Raw genomic sequence first — 22,480 nt, forward strand, 5'->3', positions numbered from 1 at the left:
CGTAACGGCGTGACCCGGGAGATCGCCGCTTTTCCGGGTCGTGTCCGCGCGTCGCAACGCGGACCACGCCTCCAGACGTGTTATTTGCCTCAGGAAGGGATGCCCGATGGCGTCGCCTGCTTTCGAGGACGGTCCGGACCCCCTGGCCGGGCACCCGCAGGCCCTGCAACCGTTGACCGGGTCGCTGATCGCCGCGGTGCTGACGAACCGGGGCTACGCGTTCTCCACCGACAACGACGGTGATCTGGTCGGCCGTTGGGCCGACAGCCTGATCTGGTTCCTGCGCCCGGGCGTCGCCGGGGAGCTGCTCCAGGTCCGCACCCTGGCCGCGCCGACCTTCGGCATCGAGTACGTGCCGGCGCTCTACGCGTTCTGCAACTCCTGGAACCACGACCGGCTCTGGCCCAAGGCGTTCGTCCACGTCGACGACGACGGGCGGGCCCGGGTCTGCGGCGAGGTCATCACCGACCTGGAACGCGGGGTCACCCCGCACCAGCTCGACCAGCTCCTCGACTGCGCCATCTCGACCGGCTGCCAGCTCGCCGAGGCCGTCGGCCGGCTACCCGGCGGGGCGACCCCGTGACCGGCGGCGACTCCGTGCCCCGCCCGGGCCGCCGCTGGTCCGGCCAGGGTGGACGGTCCGACCGGTCGACCGACCGGGGCGGGCCCGACCCGTCGACCGGTCCGGGCGGACCCGACCCGGAGCTGATCACCGCGCTCGCCGACGCCCGCGACCTGCCCGACGGCGAGCCGCGCTTCGCCGAGCTGGACCGCATCGCCGCCCGGGCCGACGCCGTCGGCGACGGGCGGTCCGCACTGGACGCCCGGATCGCGCTGGTCGAGGCGTACCTGTCGGACGGGGAGCGCTGGCGGGTGGCCGAGCCGGTGCGGCGCGCCCTGGCCACCGTGGACCGGTTCCCCGGGCTGCTCGACGAGCGGCCCGGCGACGCCGAGCGGCTCCGCCGCCACCAGCGGTACGCGGTCGAGGCCGCGATCGGCACGCCCAGGATCGGGCTGGACCAGGCCCGGGCGCTCCTCGACGACCTGGCCCTTCGGGCCGGCGAGCGGAGCGGGCTGGTCGCCCAGCTGCGCTGCCGGCTCGCCGACCACCTCGGCGACGAGCCGGCCGCCCGGCGCTGGTACGACGACTGGGCGGCCGCCGACCCCGACCCGACGGCCGGCTGCCCGGGCTGCCTGCCGGCCCGCCGGGCCGAGCTGCTCGCCGGGTGGGGCGACGACGCGGCGGCGCTGGACGCGCTGCGCCCGCTGCTCGACGGCGTGCTCGACTGCACCGACCAGCCGGAACGCGCGCTGGCCGGGGCGCTGCTGCCGTGGCTGCGTACCGGTCGGGCCGAGCGGGCCGCGCAGGCGCACGTACGGGCGTACCGGCGGCACCGGCGGGAGCGGGGCGCCTTCCCGTACCTCGCGACCCACCTGCGGTTCTGCGCGTTGGCCGGGCACCTCGACCGGGGGCTGGACGTGCTCACCGAGCAGCTGCCCCGGCTGGACCACCCGTACGACGACCTGTCCGCGATGGAGTTCGCCGCCGCCGGGGCGCTGGTCTGCGCCCTCGCCGTCGAGGCGGGGCTGGGCGGGCGGCGGGTGCGCAGACCGGCGTACGGCGACCGGCCCGCCGCCGACCCGAACGTGGCGACCCTCGGCGCCGACCTGCTCGCCCTGGCCACCCGGCTGGCCGGCAGCTTCGACGCCCGCAACGGCACCGGCCACCAGTCCGGCCGGATCGCCTCCTGGCTGGCCGAACGCCCCCTCGGCCCGCCCGTGCCGCTCCCCGACGACCGGCCCGGCGACGACCCGGCGGACGAGCCGTTCCTGCCGTCGGCCGACGAGCCGGCGCCGCTCGCCCTGTCGATGATCACCTCGGTGCTCGACCGGCGGGGCGACGTGTACGCCGTCGACGCGGCCGGGGTCGTGGTCGGCCGGTGGGACGAGGCGGTCATCCAGTTCCGCCAGGTCGGCCGGCACGGGGAGATCCTGCACGCCCGGGTGGTGGCCGCCCGGCGGCTGCCGGCGCACCGGCTTGCCGAGGCGTACGAGTTCTGCAACGCCTGGAACCACGACCGGCTGCTGCCCAAGGCGTACGTGCACGAGTTGGACTCCGACGAGCTCGTGCTGGCCGGGGACGTCACCACCGACCTGGAGCACGGGGTCGCCCCGGTCCAGCTCGGCGTCCTGGTCGACGCGGCGGTGGCCACCGGCGTCGCGTACGCCGAGGCGGTCGCCGCGCTGCCCTGACCGGGACGCGACGGTGAGCGCGGACGCGGAGCGGCCCCCGACCACCGGGCGGTGGTGGTCGAAGGCCGCGGTCCGCGACAGCGGCGGGCGGGTGCCCGCGGTGTGCCGCCGGATCAGCTGGCGGAGAACGCCAGGGTGTACTCGCCGGACCCGCTCAGCGCGGTGACCCGGTAGCGGTAGGCGCCGGCGGCGCCGTCGGCCTCGAGCGTCGCGACGCCGTCCTGGGTGCCGGCCCGGGCCACCGTGCGGAAGCCGGTGCCCGTCCAACGCTGGAGTTCCAGCACCAGCTGCGCGCCGTCGGGAGCCTCCAGGCAGGCGCTCTGCCCGCCATCCTGGGCGACGAACCAGCGGCCGTCGGGCTGGGCCTGCGACCGGCCGGCGGTGATCTCGCCGGTACGGCTCACCGCACCGGTGCACACCGACGCCTCCCCGCCACCGGCCGGCGGGGCGGTCGGGGCGACGGTGGCCGGCGGGGCGGTGGCCTCACCGCCGGCCGGCGGCTCGGCCGGGGCCGACTGGGCGTTCGCGGTCACCAGGGTCAGGTTGTTGCGCTGGAGGATCTCGGTGACCGGCTGGAAGAAGGTCACTCCGCCCTGGGTGCAGTCGCCGGAGCCGCCGGAGGTGACGCCCTGCGCCTGGTCGCCGGAGAGCCACGCACCGCCGGAGTCGCCCGGCTCGGCGCAGACGTTCGTCCGGGTCAGCCCGGTGACCGTTCCCTCCGGGTAGTTCACCGTGGCGTTCTTGGCCTGGACCACCCCGCAGCGGGTGCCGGTGGTGGAGCCGGAACGGCAGATGGAGGCGCCGACCGGGGCCTCGGCGGAGCCGTTCACCGGCACCGTGCCACCGTTGAAGTCGTTCACCACGCCCTGCGGCGTCCACTGGGCGTTCACCTCGACGAACGCCCAGTCGTCGCCGGGGAAGGACGAGGCCTTGAAGGTGCCCTGGGCGACCCGGTTCGCGCCGGTGGTGCGGTCGCCCGGCTGGCCGCAGTGCCCGGCGGTGACGAACCCGCCCACCACGGCGAAGCCGACCGAGCAGCGACCCGCGTTGTTGATGAAGAAGGCGTCACCGCCGCGTACGTCGAACAGCGGGCGTGGCGTCTCGGCGGAGGCCTCCACCCGGACGGCCCCGGCCGGCACCCCGGTCGCCGCGGCGAACCGGCGGCCGGCGTCCTCGGCGCCCGGCCGGGCCAGCACCACCACCGCGTTGCTGGTGACGTCGACGTACCAGCCGGCGATGTCCGGGGTGGCCTGCCGACCGGCCGAGTCGAGCCGGGTCTTCACCGCGTCCAGCTCGTCGACGCCCCGGTCGACCTGCTTCGGCACCGCCCCGGCGGCGCGTACCCGGGCCGCCTGCGCCGGGTCGGCCACCGCGACGGTCAGCGTGCCGCCGTCGGTGCTGAGCCAGCTACCGGCATAGGCGTCGCCGAGCTGGGTCCGCAGCCGGCCCAGCGTGCCGGCGGCCCGCCGCTCGCTGGCCAGCCGCTTCGCCGCCTGCTCGCGGGTGAGCGAGAGATCCCGGCTCATCGCGTCCAGCACCTCGGGGGCGGCGCCGCCCGTCCCGGTCGCGCCGGCCGGCACACCGGCCCGTGGGGCGGCGTTCTCCCCGGCGAACGACGGCAGGGTCACCGCCGCCGTCAGGCCGGCCGCCGCCAGCACCACGCCGATGGCTGTCATCCGTCTGCGGTCCATCCGCCATGCTCCTCCCGGCCAGCGCGGGGTACGCCTGCCGGACCGGAGTACGCAGAGAACCGCCGATCGGTTGAGGTCGATCCGGATCTTTCACCGCAGCGTGTCCGTCCGGCCACCTACCGTCGACGTACCCCGGAACGGCGACGCCGGTCCACCGCGGACGGTGGACCGGCGTGCGGAGCCGGTGGGGTCAGACCTCGACGACCGTCGGGACGATCATCGGACGCCGGCGGTACTTGTCGTTGACCCAGCGCCCGACGGTACGCCGGACGATCTGCTGGAGCTGGTGCGGGTCGGTGATGCCGTCCGCCGCGGCCCGGTTGAGCGCCTCGGTGACCAGCGGGACGACCGGGTTGAACGCCTCCGGGTCCTCGGAGAAGCCCTTCGCCGACAGGGTCGGGCCGGCGACCACCTTGCCGGTGACCGAGTCGACCACCACGGTGGTGGCGATGAAGCCGCCGTCGCCGAGGATCCGCCGCTCGGTGAGCAGCGACTCGCTGACGTCACCGACGGCCAGGCCGTCGACGTAGACGTAGCGGCTCTTCACGTGCCCGACCAGCTTGGCGCGCCCCTCGACCAGGTCGACCACGTCGCCGTCCTCGCAGAGCACCACCCGGTCCGGGGCGACCCCGGACTCGATGCCGAGCCGGGCGTGCGCGCGCAGGTGCCGCCACTCGCCGTGCACCGGCATCAGGTTGCTGGGACGGGTCACGTTGAGCAGGTAGAGCAGCTCGCCGGCGGGGGCGTGGCCGGAGACGTGCACCTTCGCCACGTCCTTGTGCACGACCACCGCGCCGGCCCGGGCCAGCCGGTTGATCACCCGGTAGACGGAGGTCTCGTTGCCGGGCACCAGTGAGCTGGCCAGCACCACCGTGTCGCCGGGGGCGATGGTGATGTGCCGGTGGTCGCCGCTGGCCATCCGGCCCAGTGCGCTCATCGGCTCGCCCTGCGACCCGGTGGACATCAGCACGATCTGCTCGGGCGGCAGGGTGGTGGCCTCCTCGATCCCGATCACCAGGCCGGCCGGGATGTTGAGCAGGCCCAGGTCGCGGGCGATGCCCATGTTGCGGACCATCGACCGGCCGATCAGCGCCACCTTGCGGCCGTGCTCGGCCGCCGAGTCGAAGACCTGCTGCACCCGGTGCACGTGCGAGGCGAACGAGGCGACGATGATCCGCCCCTTCGCCTTCACGAAGATCGAGTCGAGCACCGGCCCGATCTCCCGCTCCGGGGTGACGAAGCCGGGGATCTCTGCGTTGGTGGAGTCCGACAGCAGCAGGTCCACACCCTCGGCGCCGAGCCGGGCGAAGCCGGCCAGGTCGGTGATCCGGCCGTCCAGCGGGAGCTGGTCCATCTTGAAGTCGCCGGTGTGCAGCACCAGGCCGGCCGGGGTGCGGATGGCCACCGCGAGCGCGTCCGGGATCGAGTGGTTGACCGCGAAGAACTCGCACTCGAACGGCCCGAGCCGCTCCCGGCCGCCCTCCCGCACGGTCAGCGTGTACGGCTGGATCCGCCGCTCGGCCAGCTTCGCCTCGACCAGGGCCAGGGTGAACTGGGAGCCGACCAGCGGAATGTCGGGCTTGTGGGCGAGCAGGTACGGCACCGCGCCGATGTGGTCCTCGTGGCCGTGGGTCAGCACGATCGCCTGGACGTCAGCCAGCCGGTCCAGGATCGGGCCGAAGTCGGGCAGGATCAGGTCCACGCCCGGCTGCTCGACGTCGGGGAAGAGCACCCCGCAGTCCACGATCAGCAACTTGCCGTCGAACTCGAAGACGGTCATGTTCCGGCCGATGGCGCCGAGCCCGCCGAGCGGGATGATCCGAAGGCCGCCCTCCGGCAGCGGCGGGGGCAGTTCGCCCTCCATGTGCGCCTCGGTCACGCGTCCACCTCATTCTGCGACGCCGTAACCCGGCGTCCATCGTGTCGTTCGATCATTCGGGCAGCTCCAGGCCCGCTGCGGCGCAGTCCGCGCGCAGCTGGGCGATCTCGTCGTCGGTCGCGTCCACCAGCGGGGGCCGCACCGGGCCGGCCGGCAGGCCCTTGGCCGCCAGCCCCGCCTTCACCAGGATCACGCCCTGGGTGCGGAAGATCCCGGTGAACAGTGGCATGAGCCGCCGGTGCAGGGCCAGCGCGGTGTGGTTGTCGCCGGCGTCGTACGCCTCGATCATCTGCTTGGTCAGGGCGCCGGTGAAGTGCGTCGAGGTGCCCACCACGCCGACCCCGCCGACGGCGAGCCCGGGCAGGGTGAGCGCGTCCTCCCCGCTGTATACCGCCAGGTTGCTCCGGCTGGTCACCCAGCTGGTGGCGGCCAGGTCACCCTTGGCGTCCTTCACTGCGACGATCCGGCCGTGCTCGGCGAGGCGCACCAGCGTGTCGGTGGCGATGGCCACCCCGGCGCGGTGCGGGATGTCGTAGAGCATCACCGGCAGCCCGGTCGCGTCGGCGACCGCGGTGAAGTGCCGCAGCAGACCGCTCTGCGGCGGCTTGCTGTAGTACGGGGTCACCACCAGCAGACCGTGCGCGCCGGCCTTCTCGGCCGACGCGGCCAGTTCGATGGTGTGCCGGGTGTCGTTGGTGCCCACTCCGGCGACGATCCGGGCCCGGTCGCCGACCGCCTCGACCACCGCGCGGATCAGGCGCTCCTTCTCCGCGTCCGTGGTGGTGGGCGACTCGCCGGTGGTGCCGTTGAGCACGAGCGCGTCGTTGCCCTGCTCGTCGACGAGGTGGTTCGCCAGCCGTACGGCGCCGTCGAGGTCGAGGGAGCCGTCGGCGGTGAACGGGGTCACCATGGCCGTGAGCAGTCGCCCGAACGGGCGGGACACGCCCCGGTCGGGGGCGGCAGGGTGGTCGTGCGTCATGCTCACAACCTAGCGGACGGCCACCGGACGACTGGTGGGGAAGGGCCCAGGACTCACTCGCCGTGCGGGCTGGTCGCCACCTCGGTGCCGTCCGGCAGCGTGGTGATGACGAAGTCCGCGAAGACGTTCGGCGCGACCCCCTGGAGCTGGCGCAGGCACTCCACGGCCAGCTCGCGGATCTCCACGTCGGCGTGCTCGGTGGCGCGCATCGCGATGAAGTGCCGCCAGGCCCGGTAGTTGCCGGTGACCACGATCCGGGTCTCGGTGGCGTTGGGCAGCACCGCGCGGGCCGCCTGCCGGGCCTGCTTGCGGCGCAGCGTCGGGTTGGGCTCGTCGGAGAAGCGCTGCTCCAGCCCCTCCAGCAGCTCGGTGTACGCCCGGACGCTCGCCTCGGCCGCCTCGACGAACTTCTTGTGCAGCTCCGGGTCGTCGGCGATCACCGAGGGCTCGACCATGGCCGCGTCCCGCTCCGGGACGTACCGCTGGGAGAGCTGGGAGTACGAGAAGTGCCGGTGCCGGATCAGCTCATGGGTGAACGAGCGGGAGACGCCGGTGAAGTAGAAGCTCACCGACCCGTGCTCCAGCACCGACAGGTGCCCGACCTCGAGGATGTGCGCCAGGTAGCCGGCGTTGGTCGCGGTCGCCGGGTTCGGCTTCTTCCAGCTCTGGTAGCAGGCCCGCCCGGCGAACTCGGCCAGCGCCTGGCCGCCCTCGGCGTCGGTCGACCACGGCACGTCGTCCGGGGCCTGGAACTGGGTCCACGCGATCAGCTTGACCTGGGGCTGCACCATCTCCGGCATTCCTGGGACTGTAGTTGCCCCGCACCCGTGCGCGAAAGTTGGCCTGCCGGCTTCGACACCGGACTTGAGCTGCGAATCTTGGACAGTTTCCGTTCCGCGGGAACGACAAGTGTCCAAGATCTCGCAGACCGCACCTCGCGGCGGGGCGAACCGGCGGTGCGGGACCGTCAGACGTAGAGCGAGGTGAACGGGGCCCAGGGCAGGTTGCGGACCACCGAGAACGCCAGCCAGGCGACGAGGAACCCGGCGATCACCGGCGAGCTGATCCGCAGCTGCGGCAGCCGCCAGCCGAAGGCCCGCTCACCGGCCCAGGCCACGAAGAGGTACGCCAGGAAGGGCAGCGCGAAGACGAAGAGGAAGTGGTGCCGGGCGGCGGCGGGGATGTCGCCGTGCAGCACGTACCAGAGGGCGCGGGTGCCGCCGCAGCCCGGGCAGTCCAGCCCGGTGGTGAGCTTGAGCAGGCAGCTCGGGGCGGCGTCCGGGTCGCTCCGGGTGGGATCGCTGACCAGCGCGTAGGCCATGCCGAGGCCGACGCAGCCGACGGCGGCCAGCGGGACGGCCCAGCGCGGGGACCGGTCGTACACGCGGAGCACGAGTCGGGTGAGGCGATCCGGCTCGACCGGTTGGTAGGCCACCGGCGGCCACGGCCCCGCCGGATCGCCGCCGGGGTGCGGCCCGTCGCCGGGGCCGTACGCCGCGCCGTCGATTCCCTGCACGCCCGAACCGGCCGGCCCGTCCACGCTCGTCACGCGCTCACGGTACACCGGCCACGCCCGCCAGCGCGGCGGCCAGCGGGGTTGCCAGGTCACCGGCGGCGGGCGGGGCGACGGCCGACAGGCCGAGCCAGCCGGCGAGCCGGTACAGCTCGGCGGCGAGCGCCACGGCGGTCTCCCCCGCGTCGGCGGCCGGTTCCCGCCAGGCCGCCGGCACCAGCAGCACCCCGGCCCGACGGTCGGCCTTCAGGTCGACCCGGGCGGTGAACCGCTCCCCCTGCAGGAACGGCAGCACGTAGTAGCCGTGCACCCGCTGCGGCGCCGGCACGTAGATCTCGATCCGGTAGCTGAAGCCGAAGAGCCGCTCGGTGCGGGCCCGCTCCCAGACCACCGGGTCGAACGGACTGACCAGGGTGTTGCCCCGGACCCAGCGGGGCAGCCGGGCGTCGGCGTGCAGCCAGGCCGGCTGCCGCCAGCCCTGCACGGCGACCGGGAGCAGCTCGCCGGCCTCGACCAGCTCGGCGATCGCCTGCCGGGCGCCGGCCAGCGGCAGCCGGAAGTAGTCGCGCAGCTCCGGCTCGGCGGCCACCCCGAGCGACCGGGCGGCCACCGCCACCAGCGTCCGGTACGCCTCGGCGTCGGTCGGGGTGGGCGCGTCCAGAGCGGCGGCCGGCAGCACCCGCTCGGGGAGGTCGTAGCGGCGGGCGAAGGAGGTGGTGCGCTCGGCGGCGGTGACCTCGCCGGCCCAGAAGAGGAACTCCAGCGCCCGCTTCACCGCCGACCAGTTCCACCCCCAGTTGCCGGTCTCCCGGGGCGCGTCGTGCTCGATCTCGGCGACGGTCAGCGGGCCCCGGGCGGCCACCTCGTCGCGGACCCAGGCGACCAGTTCGGGCTGCTCCTGCGCGATGCGGCGCATCCCGCCCCAGGCGTCGTCCCGGGCCTTGGCCATCCGCCAGCGCAGCGCGGCGTGCAGCGCCACCGGCACCAGTGACGCCTCGTGGCCCCAGTACTCGAAGAGCTCCCGGGGCCGGCGGTAGGCGGCGGTGTCCAGCAGGGTGGTCGGGTAGGGCCCGAGCCGGCTGTAGAGCGGCAGGTAGTGCGCGCGCTGCAGCACGTTGACCGAGTCCATCTGGATCAGGCCGACCCGGTCGAGCACCCGCCGCAGGTGGCGGCGGGTGGGCACCCCGGTGGGCGCCGGGTCGGCGAAGCCCTGGGCGGCCAGCGCCACCCGCCGGGCCTGGGCGAGGGAGAGCGATTCCGGTACGGCCATCGTCGGCACCCTAATCCACGCCTGCGACCGACGGCTTCAGGTCGGGGCGCGGCGTCAGACACGCCGAGCTGAAGTCGTCGTACGGAGCGGACGCTGGACCGGCCGCCGGTAGAGGCATAGAACGGACACATGCTGACCATCCGTCGCGAGGACCCCGAGGACGCCGAGGCGATCGCCCGGGTGCACATCCACGGCTGGCAGGCCGGCTACGCCGGGATCATGCCCGACGAGGTGCTGCGCCGGCTCAACCCGGCGGCCTGGGCGCAGCGCCGCCGGGACCTCGGCACCGCCGACCCGGAGCACCCGTTCACCACGCTGCTCGCCGAGGTCGACGGGGTGCCGGCCGGCTTCACCACGTTCGGGCCGTACCGCAACAACCAGGACCGGGACGACCTGGACGAGACCCGGGGCGAAGTGGTGGCGGTGTACGTCGAGCCGGCGCACTGGGGCGACGGCACCGCGCGGACCCTGCTGTCCGCCGCCCGGGACGGCCTGGCGGCGCGGGGCTGGCGGGAGTACCGGCTCTGGGTGCTCGCGGAGAACAGCCGGGCCCGCCGTTTCTGGGAGCGGGCCGGCCTGTCACCCGACGGTGAGCGGTGCACCTACCCGGTGCCGCTCGCCGGTGGGCGTCCCCCGGTCCACCTCGACGAGCTGCGGTACGCCGGCCGGCTCGACGGCTGACCCGCCGGGCCCGCCACGGGCCGGGCCGTCGCCGCGCAGCGGGGCGGCCCCGTGCCGGATCGGCAGCAGGAGCAGCAGCGCGAGGCTGATCCAGACGTAGGTGTTGCTGCCCAGGAAGCCGTCCACGCCGCTGAAGTCCTTCTCCCAGGCCCAGACGATCCGGCTGATCAGCAGCCCGTACGCGACCACCACGAAGGCCACCAGCGCGCGGCGGCGGCTGCTGCGGGCGGGCGCGGCGACCGCGTTGTCGACCAGCAGGATCAGCGCCGGGATGAGCCAGACCAGGTGGTGCACCCAGGTGACCGGGCTGACCAGGCACATCATCGCGCCGGTCAGCGCCAGCCCGGTCGCCTCGTCGCCGTTCGCCACGGCGGCCCGGGCCCGCCAGCCCCAGACGGCCAGGGTGGCCAGGACCAGCACCAGCCAGGCGAGGGTGCTCGGGTGTTCCGGGTGCAGCCGGGCCACCACCCCGCGCAGCGACTGGTTGGAGACGAACGCCAGCTCACCGACCCGGTTGGTGTTCCACAGCGCCGAGGTCCAGAACTCCCGGGAGGCGTCCGGGAAGAGCGCGGCGGCGGCCAGCGTGGCGGCGGCCGCGGCGGCCATGGCGGTGACCGCGGCCCGCCAGCGGCCGGTGATCAGCAGGTAGATGATGAAGACGCCGGGGGTCAGCTTGATCGCGGTGGCCAGGCCGATGCCCACCCCGGCCCACCGGTTGCCGGCCGGCAGCAGCCGGAGCAGGTCCAGCGCGACCAGGAAGAGCAGCAGCATGTTGACCTGGCCGAAGTTGATCGTCTCGCGCATCGGCTCGAAGGCGGCGGCCAGGCAGAGCGCGACCGCGAGGGCGAACCAGCGGGTCCAGCCGGCGCGGCGGGCGACCGGGTCGAGCAGCCACCAGATCACCACGCTGCTCACCACCACGCTGGCGACCACGCTGACGGTGATCGCCGCCGGCCACGGCAGGTACGCCATCGGCAGCATCACCAGGGCGGCGAAGGGCGGGTAGGTGAAGCCGTACTGGGTGCCGAGCTTGAGGTAGTCGTAGATCTCGCCGCCGTCGTGGACCCAGAAGGTCAACGCCCCGTAGTAGACCTTCAGGTCGAAGAAGCCGTGTCGCACCGCCGCCACCGTGAGGAAGGCGGCCACCGCGACGGCGAGCGCGACGACCCCGGTGACCTGCCACGCCGTTCGCCTGGCACCCTGCGCCACCATCGTCTCTCCCGCCCTGCGTAGGCTTCCGTGCCATGGCCATGGGGTACGTCCGCCCGGCGCGTCCCGAGGACGCCGGTGAGATCGCACGCATCCAGCTCGCGACCTGGCGGGTCGCCTATCGCCGGATCCTGCCCCGGCACGTGCTCGACAACCTGGACGAGGCGTGGCTGGCCCGGCGGTGGAGCGCGGCGGTGCAGGAGCCGCCCTCCGGCGCCCACCGCGTGCTGGTCGCCGTCGAACAGGCCGAGCAATCCTATCTGGTGGGGTTCGCGGCTTCCGGACCGGCGGACGCCGAGGCGCTCGCCCCCGAGGAGCCGGCCGAGGCGCTCGGCGAGGGCGTGGCCGCGGTGACCGACCTGCTGGTGGAGCCGCGCTGGGGCCGACGCGGGCACGGCAGCCGGCTGCTCGCCGCCGCCGTGGACCTGTGGCGCTCCGACGGCTTCGACCGGGCGGTGGCCTGGGCGTTCGAGGGCGACGAGGCGACCCGGAAGTTCCTCACCAGCACCGGCTGGGAGCCGGACGGGGCGGCCCGCGCCCTGGACGTCGACGACATGCTGGTCCCCCAGGTCCGCCTGCACGTCGCGGTGCCCACGGAGCCGGTCGACAGGGACTGAGCTGCCCGGCCGGACTCCGTACCGGGACCGCCCCACGGCTCCGCCGTCACACCCGAGCGGTCCGCTCCGGCGGGACGGAAGCCGCGAAGAACGCGGCAAGCGGGTCGACCAGCCGGGCGGGTGCGCGGTTGACGGCGTCGTGCCCGCCCCGCGCCAGCGGCAGCACCCGGGCCCGCGGCAGTGCGCGCGCCAGCGCGTCGGCCATCGGGGCGTAGTACGGCGGACCGGCGGCCCCGTACGCCAGCAGCACTTCGGCGGTGACGCCCGCGTAGCGGTCGGCCGGGCAGTCGTGGGCCACCACCTGGGCGGTCTCGTCCAGCGTCATCGCCAACAGGTCGCCCATCTGGCCTCCGATCCGGGTCCGCAGGAAGAGTCGGCAGATCGCGACCTGGAGACCGAGGGGCAGCTTCGTCGCCGCCGAGTGGGTGTTGATCCCGGCGGTCGTGATCGCCATGGCCCGGGCGGTGTCGCCATCGCGCAGCGCCGCCCGCGCGGCGTCGAGCCACCCACCCGGAAAGCCACCGTCCACCGAGATCGCGGGATCGTAGAGCGCCAGTCGGTCGATCGGCAGCCGCAGTGCCGCCCGTAGCGCGATCAGGCCGCCCGAGCTGTGGCCGATGACGTTGCGGGCACCGGTGGCGGCCAGCACCGCGCCGAGGTCGTCGATGTCCTGCTCCACGGTGTACGGCTCGCGCCGCGCCGGGGCGTCCGCCCGGCCACGGCGGTTGTACAGGTGCACGGTGAACCGGTCGGCCAGCGACGCGGCCAGCCGGCGGTACACCTCGATGGTGACGCCGCCTCCGTGCACCACCACGATGCCCGGTCCGCTGCCCGTGGTGTGCAGCACGATGCCCGCGCCGTCCGGTGCGATGATCCGTTCCATCCCCTGTCACCTCCGTCAGTCGAGGATGGCGCTCACGCCCATAACCGCGAACGCTGTTTGCAGTTTACAGTTGATCGGTGAGCGATGCACCCACGAATTCCGCCGGCAGCGGCCGGCAGCCGATCTGGAGCCGACCTGAACGCGGCGCCCGGGGACCCGCCCCGGCCCACAGCCGGGACGACATCGTCACGGCCGCAATCGCGCTGGCGGACGCGGCGGGGCTGCCGGCGGTATCGATGCGGGCCCTGGCCACTGCGCTGGGCACCGGCGCCGGTTCGCTCTACCGGTACCTGTCGTCCCGGGACGACCTGCTGGACCTGATGACCGACCGGGTGGTCGGCGAGCTGCGGCCGTATCCGGAGGCGGGCGGCGACTGGCTGGACGGGATGCTGGAACTGGCCCGCAGGCAGCTGGCCCTGTACCGGCGCCACCCGTGGCTGATCGACGTGATGCACCGGCCGCCGGCGATCGGGCCGGAGAGCCTGGCCTGGTTCGACGCCTGCCTGAGGGTCATGACGCCGGTGGACTGCGCGATCACCGCGAAGTTCGAGGCCATCGCGATGACGACCGGCGTCGTCACGCTCTTCGCGCGCAGCGAGGCGACGTCCGCGGCGGTCACCTTCCCCCGTTTCGACGTCACGGCGTACCCGCACCTGGCCGCCGCGTTCGCAGAGCCCCAGGCTCCGCCACCCCGCCGCGACCTGTTCGACCGCACCCTGCGCAGCCTGCTGACGGGACTGCTGGCCACCGACCCGGGCGACCCGACGTGCGGTCCGCGCGACATCCGCCCGACTGTCCCAGGGTCGACCTAGGGTGACCCCATGACGGCAGCAACGGCGCGCAAGGAGGGCTCGGAGGCAACCCCGCCAGGCCCGAAAGCAGTGGCGGAGTTGGACGGGTTCCGGGTCGAGCTGACCGGCTACGCCTACCGCATGCTCGGCTCCGTGTTCGACGCCGAGGACGCCGTGCAGGAGACCCTGCTGCGGGCGTGGCGCGGCCTCGACGGCTTCGACGGGCGGTCCAGCCTGCGCACCTGGCTCTACCGGATCGCCACCAACGTCTGCCTGGACCAGCTCCGGGGGCGCGAGCGGCGGGCCCTGCCGATGGATCTCGGCGCCCCGTCCGCACCGGAGCCGGCCGCGCTCGGGTCGCCGGCCGGCGGGTGGCTGGAGCCGGCGCCGGACGCGGCGGTGCTTCCCGGCGGGGGCGACCCGGCCGAGGCGACGGTGACCCGGGAGTCGGTCCGGCTGGCCTTCGTGGCGGCGTTGCAGCACCTGCCGCCGCGGCAGCGGGCTGTGCTGATCCTGCGGGACGTGCTGCGCTGGCGGGCCGACGAGGTGGCCATCCTGCTCGGCAGCAGCGTGCCGGCGGTCAACAGCGCGCTGCAACGGGCCCGGGCCACGATGGGCGACCGCGACCCCACCTCCCCCGGCCCGGCGCTGGACCGGGAGCACCGCGACCTGCTCGACCGTTACGTGCGGGTCTTCGAGCGCTACGACATCGACGCCCTGGTGGGTCTGCTGCGGGAGGACGCGGTGCACAGCATGCCGCCGTACCCGATGTGGCTGCGCGGGGCGGCGGACATCGGCCGCTGGTTGGCCGGGCCCGGCGCGGGCTGCCGGGGTTCCCGGCTGGTCGAGGTGGCGGCCAACGGCGGGCCGGCGCTGGCGCAGTACCGGCCGGACCCGGCCGGCGGCCACCGGCCGTTCTCGATCCAGCTGCTGGCGATCGCCGGCGGCCGGATCACCGGGCTCACCCACTTCCTCGAGCCCCGGCTCTTCCCCCTGTTCGGCCTGCCGGCCCGGCTCGGTCCGTGCGGCCACGACGAACTCCGGACGCCCGCGTCGCCCTGGCAACGGCGAGGAGAGTGAGGAGATCACCATGTTCAGGGACACTCCGGCGTTCAGCGGGTTCTCGGTGGACGACACCGACCGCGCGCAGCGGTTCTACGCCGAGACGCTCGGCCTGCGGGTGTCACAGCAGGGCGGCCCGGGCGGGCTGCTCACGCTGCACCTCGCCGGCGACCGGGACGTCGTGGTCTATCCCAAGGCGGGCCACACCCCGGCGTCCTTCACGGTGCTCAACTTCCCGGTGGACGACGTCGACACCGCCGTCGACGAGCTGACCGCGCGCGGGGTGCGGTTCGAGCGCTACGACGGGATGCCGCAGGACGAGAAGGGGATCATGCGCGACAACGGGCCGACGATCGCCTGGTTCACCGACCCGGCCGGCAACATCATGTCGGTCATCGCGCGGCAGTGACACGTGGCGGTTCCCGACGACTCCGCCGGGAACCGCCACGTGCCGGGTCAGCCCTTCTCCGCGCCCTCGTTGCCGCCGCGGACGAAGTAGCGCTGGAAGATCACGAAGAGCACCGCGACCGGGATGGTCGCCAGCAGCGCCGCGCCGAGCTTGAGCGGATACTGGGTGCCCTTGCCGAGCGAGCCGCTGACCAGGTCGGCCAGCCCGCGCGGCAGGGTGAACAGGTCCGGGTCCTGGACCGAGACGAGGCTGTGCGGGAACTCGTTCCAGGAGCCCTGGAACGACAGGATGGTCAGGGTGATCAGCGCCGGCCTCGCCATCGGCAGCACCACCGACCAGTAGGTGCGGAAGACGCCGGCGCCGTCGATCCGGGCCGCCTCCTCCATGCTCACCGGGATGGACTCGAAGAACTGCTTCATGATGAAGACCCCGGCCGCGTCGGCGAGCAGCGGCACGACCAGCCCGGCGTAGCTGTTGTAGATGCCGAGCTGGTTGAGCACCAGGAACTTCGGGATCAGCAGCACCACGCCGGGCACCGCCATCACCGCGATGACCGCGGCGAAGAGCCCGGAACGGCCCTTGAACCGCAGCCGGGCCAGGGCATAGCCGGCGAGCGAGTCGAAGAAGACCCGGCCGAGGGTGACCAGCACGGTGACCAGCAGCGAGTTGCCGAGCCAGAGCGGGAAGTTGGTGCCCTCGAAGATCCGCTCGAAGCCGGCGGTGGTGACCGGGTTCGGGAACGGCGACAGCGGGTTCGCCGCCGCGTCCGGCTCGGTCTTCAGCGAGTTGCCGAGCTGGATGACGAACGGGTAGAGGAAGACCAGCCCGAAGAAGATCAGCACGGCGTACCCGAGAATCCGGCTGACCAGGGTGCGGGCGCCGCGGCGGCCGCGGCGGGCGGGCGCCGCCGCCACCGGCGGACGGTCGGTGAGTGCGGTCATGACGGCGACCCCCCTCGTACCCGCCGACGCCACCACCGGTTACCGGTGGCGGACGCGTCGGTGTCCCGGTCGGCCATCACCCGGCGCTGCACCAGGGTGAACACGATGATGATGAGGAACAGCACGAACGAGATGGCCGCCCCGGAGCCGTAGTCGAAGTCCCGGAACGCGGTCCGGTACGACAGGTACGCCGGGGTGAGCGTGGTCTTGGCCGGCTCGCCCTGGCTCATCACGTACACCTGGTCGAAGACCTGCCAGGAGCCGATCAGACCGAGGGTGACCACCAGGAACATGGTCGGCTTGATCATCGGCAGGGTGACGTGCCGGAGCCGCTGCCAGCGGCTCGCGCCGTCCAGGGTGCTCGCCTCGTCCAGCGCCACCGGGACGCTCTGGAGCGCGGCCAGGAACATCAGCATGAAGGTGCCGGAGGTGGTCCAGACGACCAGCGCGATGATCGAGATCATCGCGACGCTCGGTCCGGAGAGCCAGTCCCACCAGCTCAGCCCGAACGGCCCGCCGTCGGCGAGCCCGGCCGGCGCGGTGTCCACCCCGACCGCGCCGAGCAGCAGGTGCAGCACCCCACGGGAGTCGGCGAACCACTGCGGCCCGTCGACGCCGAAGACACCGAGCAGCTGGTTGACCGCCCCGGAGTTGGCGAAGAGGAAGAGGAAGACCACGCTGATCGCCACCGAGCTGGTCACCGAGGGGAAGTAGAAGGCGCTACGGAAGAAGGCCTTCCCCTTGAGCATCCGGTTGTTGACGATCAGCGCGAGGCCGAGGGCGAGCACCGTCTGCGTCGGCACGACCAGCGCCACGTAGTAGATGTTGTTGCGGATGCTGGTCATGAAGTCGCGGCGGGCGAGCCCCTCCTCGCTGAACAGCTTCGTGTAGTTGTCGGCGCCGACGAACGGCACCTCCGCGGTGAACGGGCTGCCCTGGCCGTTCCAGTCGGTGAGGCTCACCCAGAGCGCCATCAGGATCGGCAGCAGCAGGAACAGGCCGAGGATCACGATCACCGGGGCGACGAAGAGCCAGCCGGCGACGTTCTCGTTGCTCCGGATGCCGCTTCCGGTGCGGCGCGGCGGGCGGCCGCTCGCGGTGGCCGGCGCCGCCAGTGCTTCGGTTGCCATCTCCCCTCCTTCGACTCGCGCGTGGCCGGTGGGGCGCCGCCGGTCGGCGGCGCCCCCTGTCGGTCACGTCAGCCGCCGAGCGCCGCCTTGGCGTTCTTGTCGAAGTTGCCGAGGATGGTCTTCGGGTTGCCGTTGGACAGGCCCTGCAGGCCGGTGTCCAGGTCACCGAGGACGCTGTCCATCTTCGGGGCGTTCACCGGGCCCTGGGCGTACTCGGCGCCGTCGATGAACGGCTTGTCCGCCGGGAACTCGCTGCTGTACTGGTCGCGCACCGACTGCCGGGACGGCATCACGCCGAACGCCTTGGCGAAGGTCATCTGCTGGTCGCCGGCCGTCATCGCCTCGACGAACTTGATCGCCTGGTCCTTGAACTTGCTCTTGGCCGCGATCCCCCAGCAGTTGGTGAAGGAGAGCGTCCCCTTGCCCTTCGGCCCGGCGGGCAGCTCGACGACCTTGTACTTCACGTTGGGGAAGTCGTTCTGCAGGGCGCCCTTGATCCAGTTGCCCTCGATGGTCATCACGGCCTTGCCCTTGCCGAACGCCTCACCGGACCAGCCGGCGTCGAGCTGCTTCGGGTAGCGGGCCAGCCCCTCGGTGAGCAGCGACCTGACGTACGTGAGGGCGGCCTCGTTCTCCGGGGTGTCGGCGGTGGGCTGCTTGCCGTCCTTGCTGATCAGCCAGCCGCCGTTCTGCACCAGGAAGGCGCCGATCCGGTCCCGGGTGTCGCCGAGCGCCAGCGGCACCTGACCCTTGGCCTTGATCTTGCGGGCGGTGGCGGTGAGCTGCTCCCAGCTGGTCGGCACGTCCGCGTCGGTCAGGCCGGCCTTGGTCCAGAGGTCGGTGTTGATCTGCAGGGCGAGGGTGGAGAAGTCCTTCGGCGCGCAGTAGAACTTGCCGTCGTAGGTGAACGTGGTGCGCAGGCTCTCGTAGAAGTCGTCCGGGTTGCTGATCTTGTCGCCGTACGGCTCCAGGGCGCCGACGCTGGCGTAGTCGGCGAACCGGGCCGCGTCGACGTAGAAGACGTCCGGCGGGGTGCCGCCGGCGAGGGCCTGGCCGAGCTGCTGGGTGAGGTCCTGGGCCGGGGTGACGGTGGCCTGGTTGCCCGAGCCGCTCGCCCACTTCGCGGCGGCGTCCTGCACCGCCTTGGTCTCGGCGTCTCCGGAGGAGCCGATCAGGATCTGCAGGTTGGCCGGGCCGCTGGACTGCGTGGTGTCCGACTTGTCGTCGTCGAAGCCGCTGCCGCAGGCGGCGGAGCCGAAGAGCGCGACGGCAGCGAGGCCGGCCACCGCCGCGCGGGTGAGAGATCGAGGTGCCATCTTTTCTCCTGGGTGGGGGAAGTGGTGCGAAACGGGTGTCACGCGGTGTGGCGCCGCACCAGTGAGGGCTGGAGCAGCACGGGTACAGGGGTGTGCCGCGGCCCGTCGAGCACCGCGGTGAGCAGGTCGACGCAGCGGGCGGCAGCGTCACCGAGGGGTTGACTGACGCTGGTCAGGCCGATCGCGGCGGCGACCGGGGTGTCGTCGAAGCCGATCACCGGCACGGGCGGGTCGGCGGCGCGGGCGGCCTGGAGGGCGCCCAGCGCGAGGGAGTCGCTGGCGCAGACCAGGGCGGTCGGCGGCGTCGGCAGGGCGAGCAGCTCGTGGGCGCACCGCTCCCCCTCCGCGATGCCGTCCACGGTCTCCCGGTCCAGCCCGGTCGGGTCCACGGCGGCCTCGCGCAGCGTCTCCCGCCAGCCGGCGCGCCGGTCGTCGCCGACGCCGGAGCCGGCCGGCCAGCCGATCCAGCCGATCCTGCGGTGGCCAGCGGCCAGCAGGTGCCGGGTGGCCTGGGCGGTGCCGGCGGCGCCGTCCACGTCGACCCAGCAGTGCGCGTCGAGGTCGTCCCAGGGCCGGCCGAAGGTCACGAACGGCACGCCCCGCTCGGCCAGCCAGGCGGTACGCGGGTCGCCGTGGTCGGTGCCGGTCAGCACGAACCCGTCGAGGTCGTACGAGCCGAGCAGGTCGTCGTAGCTGGTGATCTCCCGCTCGGCGTCGGTGGCGGTGTAGAGCAGGGTGCGGTAGCCGGCCGTCTCGGCGGTGACGGTCAGGCCGTGCAGGAAGCGGTCGAGCACCGAGCCGTTGATCCCGTCGCGGGTGGGCTCGATCCGGACGGCGATCAGCCGGGAGCGGCCGGTGCGCATCTGACGGGCGGCCTGGTTGGCCCGGTAGCCGAGGGCGACGATGGCGTCCTGCACCCGCTGGCGGGTCTCCTCGCGCACGATGTGCGGCGCGTTGATCACATTGGACACCGTCTGCCGGCTGACCTGGGCGTGTCGGGCCACCGTCGCGATGGTCACCTTTTCGGCCACTTGACCCCTCTCGCCATCTTGAACGATCCAATTCGGATGAGGCAGGATTAGATCGTTCAAGTTTCTGGAATGTTTCGCACTTTGCACCGCCCCGGACGGCTTGTCAAGACGTCGTCCGCACCCCACAGGATCTGGAGCCGAAGCCGTGATCGAACGCCACCTGCAACCCCTGCTGCACGATCTGGTCGGGGTGGTCCTCGCCCCCACCAGCGCGCTGGGTGACCGGGCCGGGCAGATCCGCCCGGCCGGCGTCCAGGGCGTCTTCCACGCCGACGCCCGGGTGCTCTCCCGGGCCGAGCTGCGGATCGACGAGCGGGAACCCGAGGCGCTCAGCCACGGCCCGGACGGCCCGCACGGCGCCCGCTTCCTCGGCCTCGCCCGCTGGCTCGGCGACCCCGGCCCCGACCCCACCGTCCGGGTCGAGCGCACCCGCCGGGTCGGCCCGCACGGCCTCGACGAGGAGGTACGCGTCGTCTCCACCGCCGGCGTGCCGGTCCAGGCCACCGTCGCCGTCGACCTGGGCTGCGACCTGGCCCCGATCGAGGTGGTCAAGTCCGGCGGCGCCACCGTGCCGGTCGAGGCGAAGTGCGGCCAGCCCGGCCAGCTCAGCTGGGCCGGCGACGGCGTCACGGTGACCGTCACCGGCGACGGCGCGGCGGTGCACGCCGAGGGCGACCGCACCACCGCGCCCCGGCTCGCCTGGCCGGTCGCGCTCGGCCCCCGCGAGTCGGTGACGCTGCGCTGGCGGCTGCGGGTGGACGATCCCCGCGCCGCGGTGGCCGCCCCGACCGGCGAGCCGGACTGGTCCCGCCCCGAGGTACGCGCCGACGACCGCCGGCTGGTCCGGCTGCTCGACCGCTCCCTGGACGACCTGCGCGGGCTCCGGCTCACCGACGCCACCACCCCCGGGGACGTCTTCCTCGGCGCCGGGGTGCCCTGGTTCCTCACCCTGTTCGGCCGGGACAGCCTCTGGGCCGCCCGGATGATGCTGCCGCTCGGCACCGGGCTGGCCGCCAGCACGCTGCGGGTGCTCGCCCGCCGGCAGGGCACCCGGGTCGACCCGACCACCGGCGAGGCCCCCGGCAAGATCCTGCACGAGCTGCGCCGGCACGAGTTCACCCTCGACGACGGGCTGCGGCTACCGCCGGCGTACTACGGCACGGTCGACGCCACCATGCTCTGGGTGGCGCTGCTGCACGACGCCTGGCGCTGGGGGCTGCCGGCCGACCAGGTCGAGCCGCTGCTGCCGCACCTGGAGGCCGCGCTGGGCTGGCTCGGCGACCACGCCGACGCCGACTCCGACGGCCTGGTCGAGTACGTCGACACCACCGGGCACGGCCTGGCCAACCAGGGTTGGAAGGACTCCGGTGACGCCGTCCGGTTCCGTGACGGCCGGCTCGCCGCCGCACCGATCGTGCTGGCCGAGGTGCAGGGGTACGCGTACCAGGCGGCGGTGAACGGCGCCGACCTGCTGGACGCGTTCGGCCGGCCCGGCGCCGACCGGTGGCGCGGGTACGCGGCCCGGCTGGCCGAGCGGTTCCGGGCCTCGTTCTGGGTCGACGGCGGCCCCGACGGCCCCCGCCCGGCGCTCGCGCTGGACCGGGACAAGCGCCCGGTCGACTCGCTGACCAGCAACATCGGCCACCTGCTCGGAACCGGCCTGCTCTCCGCCGAGGAGGAGGCCCGGGTCGCCACGCTGCTCACCGCCGACGCGCTGGCCGGTGGCTTCGGGCTGCGCACCATGTCCACCGACGACGCCGGGTTCAGCCCGCTGTCGTACCACTGCGGGTCGATCTGGGCGCACGACACCGCGATCGTGCTGGCCGGACTGGCCCGGGCCGGCTTCCGCGAGGCGGCGCTCGGCCTGGCCGAGGGGCTGCTCGGCGCCGCCGAGGCGTTCGACTACCGGCTCCCCGAGCTGTACAGCGGTGACGACCGGGGCCTGCTCGGTCGGCCGAGCCCGTACCCGGCGGCCTGCCGTCCGCAGGCCTGGTCAGCGGCGGCCGCGGTGCTGCTGCTCCAGGCCGGGGCGGGCCTGCACCCCGACGTGCCGAACGGCCGGGTCACCCTGCGTCCGCTGGCCGGCCCGGAGTTCGGCGCGCTGACCGTCCGAGGCTTCCGCATCGCCGGCACCCCCGTCGACGTCCACGTAGACCACGAAGGCACCCCCACGATCACCGGCCTCCCCGACACCCTCCACCTCACCCCGCAGATCCCCACCCCCCGCCCCCCGGCCCGAACCCCCGCACCAGAACCCCGTTGATCATGAGGTTGGCGGCGAAGTCGATCGCGGTTTGTGCCGTCAACCTCATGATCAACGAGGTCAGAGGCGGAGTTCGGCGATGAGTTCGTCGTCCTCCATCGCGCCGGTGGGGGTGAAGCCGAGGGAGGTGTAGAGGCGGGCGGCCGGGGTGTTGTCCGGGTGGTACGAGAGGCGGACCGGGTGGCCGCCGTCCTGGCTCGCCAGCCAGTCGGCGAGGGTACGGACGGCGGCCCGGCCGACCCCCCGGTCCTGCTCATCGGCGTCGACCACCAGGCCCCCGATCCACCGGGAGCCGTCGTCGTCCACGCCCCACATCACGTGCCCGACCACGGTCTCGTCGGCGTACACCGCCAGCGAGGTCCAGACATCGGAGCGCATGGTCAGCACCAGGTAGCGGGCCGCCAGGGCCGGGACCCAGCCACGCTGGTCGTCACGGGGGGCGACGTCGGCCACCGCCCGCCAGTTGTCGTCGTCGACCGGGCGCACGGTGACGTGACGGCCGGCCCGGTCGCGCAACCCAGAATCGATCATGGAGCCGAGCCTAGGCGGCGGCCCCACCGCC

At 73.6% G+C, this 22,480-nt stretch carries 21 protein-coding genes; 8 read left to right on the top strand and 13 right to left on the bottom strand.

From position 1 onward, the window contains the following. The first annotated feature begins 106 nt into the window (after positions 1–106). Both V6U81_RS00170 and V6U81_RS00175 read left to right on the top strand, forming a co-directional pair. Complete coding sequence (locus V6U81_RS00170) at positions 107–583, top strand: type III secretion system chaperone family protein (RefSeq protein WP_334482542.1); 477 nt, start codon at positions 107–109, stop codon at positions 581–583. Next, a complete protein-coding gene (locus V6U81_RS00175) occupies positions 580–2,253 on the top strand; it encodes a type III secretion system chaperone family protein (protein WP_420883942.1) in 1,674 nt (557 codons plus the stop codon). The genes V6U81_RS00170 and V6U81_RS00175 overlap by 4 nt, the downstream gene beginning before the upstream one ends. Before the next feature lie 113 nt (positions 2,254–2,366). Here the strand turns inward: V6U81_RS00175 and V6U81_RS00180 are convergent, their stop codons facing one another. The 6 genes from V6U81_RS00180 to V6U81_RS00205 all read right to left on the bottom strand — a co-directional run bounded on the left by V6U81_RS00180 (position 2,367) and on the right by V6U81_RS00205 (position 9,585). Further along, positions 2,367–3,944 carry a S1 family peptidase gene (locus V6U81_RS00180; RefSeq protein ID WP_334482545.1) on the bottom strand — a complete coding sequence of 526 codons (1,578 nt, stop codon included), beginning with the start codon at positions 3,942–3,944 and terminating at the stop codon, positions 2,367–2,369. Positions 3,945–4,134: 190 nt separating this feature from the next. Next, a complete protein-coding gene (locus V6U81_RS00185; protein ID WP_334482548.1) occupies positions 4,135–5,823 on the bottom strand; it encodes a ribonuclease J in 1,689 nt (562 codons plus the stop codon). 52 nt (positions 5,824–5,875) lie between these two features. Next, a complete protein-coding gene (gene dapA, locus V6U81_RS00190; protein ID WP_334482551.1) occupies positions 5,876–6,802 on the bottom strand; it encodes a 4-hydroxy-tetrahydrodipicolinate synthase in 927 nt (308 codons plus the stop codon). Between the two features lie 53 nt (positions 6,803–6,855). Then, positions 6,856–7,593 carry an FAD-dependent thymidylate synthase gene (gene thyX, locus V6U81_RS00195; protein ID WP_334483140.1) on the bottom strand — a complete coding sequence of 246 codons (738 nt, stop codon included), beginning with the start codon at positions 7,591–7,593 and terminating at the stop codon, positions 6,856–6,858. Positions 7,594–7,769: 176 nt separating this feature from the next. Continuing rightward, positions 7,770–8,351 (bottom strand): DUF2752 domain-containing protein, encoded by a 582-nt coding sequence (locus tag V6U81_RS00200; protein ID WP_334482554.1) that lies wholly within the window; start codon positions 8,349–8,351, stop codon positions 7,770–7,772. A 4-nt stretch (positions 8,352–8,355) separates the two neighbouring features. Then, entirely contained in the window at positions 8,356–9,585 is a 1,230-nt protein-coding gene (locus tag V6U81_RS00205) for a winged helix-turn-helix domain-containing protein (RefSeq protein WP_334482557.1), read from the bottom strand. 129 nt (positions 9,586–9,714) lie between these two features. Between V6U81_RS00205 and V6U81_RS00210 the strand changes: the two genes are divergently transcribed. Beyond that, entirely contained in the window at positions 9,715–10,266 is a 552-nt protein-coding gene (locus V6U81_RS00210; protein ID WP_334482559.1) for a GNAT family N-acetyltransferase, read from the top strand. Here the strand turns inward: V6U81_RS00210 and V6U81_RS00215 are convergent. Further along, positions 10,165–11,475: a glycosyltransferase family 87 protein gene (locus V6U81_RS00215; RefSeq protein ID WP_334483143.1), complete on the bottom strand. Its 1,311-nt coding sequence runs from the start codon at positions 11,473–11,475 to the stop codon at positions 10,165–10,167. The genes V6U81_RS00210 and V6U81_RS00215 overlap by 102 nt on opposite strands. A 35-nt stretch (positions 11,476–11,510) precedes the next feature. Between V6U81_RS00215 and V6U81_RS00220 the strand changes: the two genes are divergently transcribed. Then, positions 11,511–12,092 (top strand): GNAT family N-acetyltransferase, encoded by a 582-nt coding sequence (locus V6U81_RS00220; protein ID WP_334482562.1) that lies wholly within the window; start codon positions 11,511–11,513, stop codon positions 12,090–12,092. 46 nt (positions 12,093–12,138) lie between these two features. Here V6U81_RS00220 and V6U81_RS00225 read toward each other — a convergent pair whose 3' ends face one another. After that, positions 12,139–12,975 carry an alpha/beta fold hydrolase gene (locus V6U81_RS00225; protein ID WP_334482564.1) on the bottom strand — a complete coding sequence of 279 codons (837 nt, stop codon included), beginning with the start codon at positions 12,973–12,975 and terminating at the stop codon, positions 12,139–12,141. A gap of 77 nt (positions 12,976–13,052) precedes the next feature. Between V6U81_RS00225 and V6U81_RS00230 the strand changes: the two genes are divergently transcribed. The 3 genes from V6U81_RS00230 to V6U81_RS00240 are packed head-to-tail and all read left to right on the top strand — an operon-like array spanning position 13,053 to position 15,237. After that, complete coding sequence (locus tag V6U81_RS00230) at positions 13,053–13,787, top strand: TetR/AcrR family transcriptional regulator (protein ID WP_334482567.1); 735 nt, start codon at positions 13,053–13,055, stop codon at positions 13,785–13,787. Between the two features lie 9 nt (positions 13,788–13,796). Continuing rightward, complete coding sequence (locus tag V6U81_RS00235) at positions 13,797–14,846, top strand: sigma-70 family RNA polymerase sigma factor (protein WP_334482570.1); 1,050 nt, start codon at positions 13,797–13,799, stop codon at positions 14,844–14,846. A gap of 10 nt (positions 14,847–14,856) precedes the next feature. After that, on the top strand, positions 14,857–15,237 hold the full coding sequence (locus V6U81_RS00240; RefSeq protein ID WP_334482573.1) for a VOC family protein: 381 nt from the start codon (positions 14,857–14,859) through the stop codon (positions 15,235–15,237). Positions 15,238–15,284: 47 nt separating this feature from the next. Here the strand turns inward: V6U81_RS00240 and V6U81_RS00245 are convergent, their stop codons facing one another. The 4 genes from V6U81_RS00245 to V6U81_RS00260 all read right to left on the bottom strand — a co-directional run bounded on the left by V6U81_RS00245 (position 15,285) and on the right by V6U81_RS00260 (position 19,655). After that, the gene (locus tag V6U81_RS00245; protein WP_334482575.1) at positions 15,285–16,178 is read right to left on the bottom strand and encodes a carbohydrate ABC transporter permease; all 894 of its coding nucleotides are present in this window, start codon (positions 16,176–16,178) and stop codon (positions 15,285–15,287) included. Next, entirely contained in the window at positions 16,175–17,308 is a 1,134-nt protein-coding gene (locus V6U81_RS00250; RefSeq protein ID WP_334482577.1) for a carbohydrate ABC transporter permease, read from the bottom strand. The genes V6U81_RS00245 and V6U81_RS00250 overlap by 4 nt, the downstream gene beginning before the upstream one ends. 68 nt (positions 17,309–17,376) lie before the next feature. Next, positions 17,377–18,624: a sugar ABC transporter substrate-binding protein gene (locus tag V6U81_RS00255; protein ID WP_334482580.1), complete on the bottom strand. Its 1,248-nt coding sequence runs from the start codon at positions 18,622–18,624 to the stop codon at positions 17,377–17,379. 38 nt (positions 18,625–18,662) lie between these two features. Then, a complete protein-coding gene (locus V6U81_RS00260; RefSeq protein ID WP_334482583.1) occupies positions 18,663–19,655 on the bottom strand; it encodes a LacI family DNA-binding transcriptional regulator in 993 nt (330 codons plus the stop codon). 145 nt (positions 19,656–19,800) lie between these two features. On the opposite strand from V6U81_RS00260, the gene V6U81_RS00265 reads away from it, so the two are divergent. Then, positions 19,801–21,918: an amylo-alpha-1,6-glucosidase gene (locus V6U81_RS00265; RefSeq protein ID WP_334482585.1), complete on the top strand. Its 2,118-nt coding sequence runs from the start codon at positions 19,801–19,803 to the stop codon at positions 21,916–21,918. A 60-nt stretch (positions 21,919–21,978) separates the two neighbouring features. Here V6U81_RS00265 and V6U81_RS00270 read toward each other — a convergent pair whose 3' ends face one another. After that, a complete protein-coding gene (locus tag V6U81_RS00270) occupies positions 21,979–22,449 on the bottom strand; it encodes a GNAT family N-acetyltransferase (protein WP_334482587.1) in 471 nt (156 codons plus the stop codon). Positions 22,450–22,480: the final 31 nt, after the last annotated feature.

Source organism: Micromonospora lacuserhaii (assembly GCF_036902735.1).
GTDB lineage: Bacteria > Actinomycetota > Actinomycetes > Mycobacteriales > Micromonosporaceae > Micromonospora.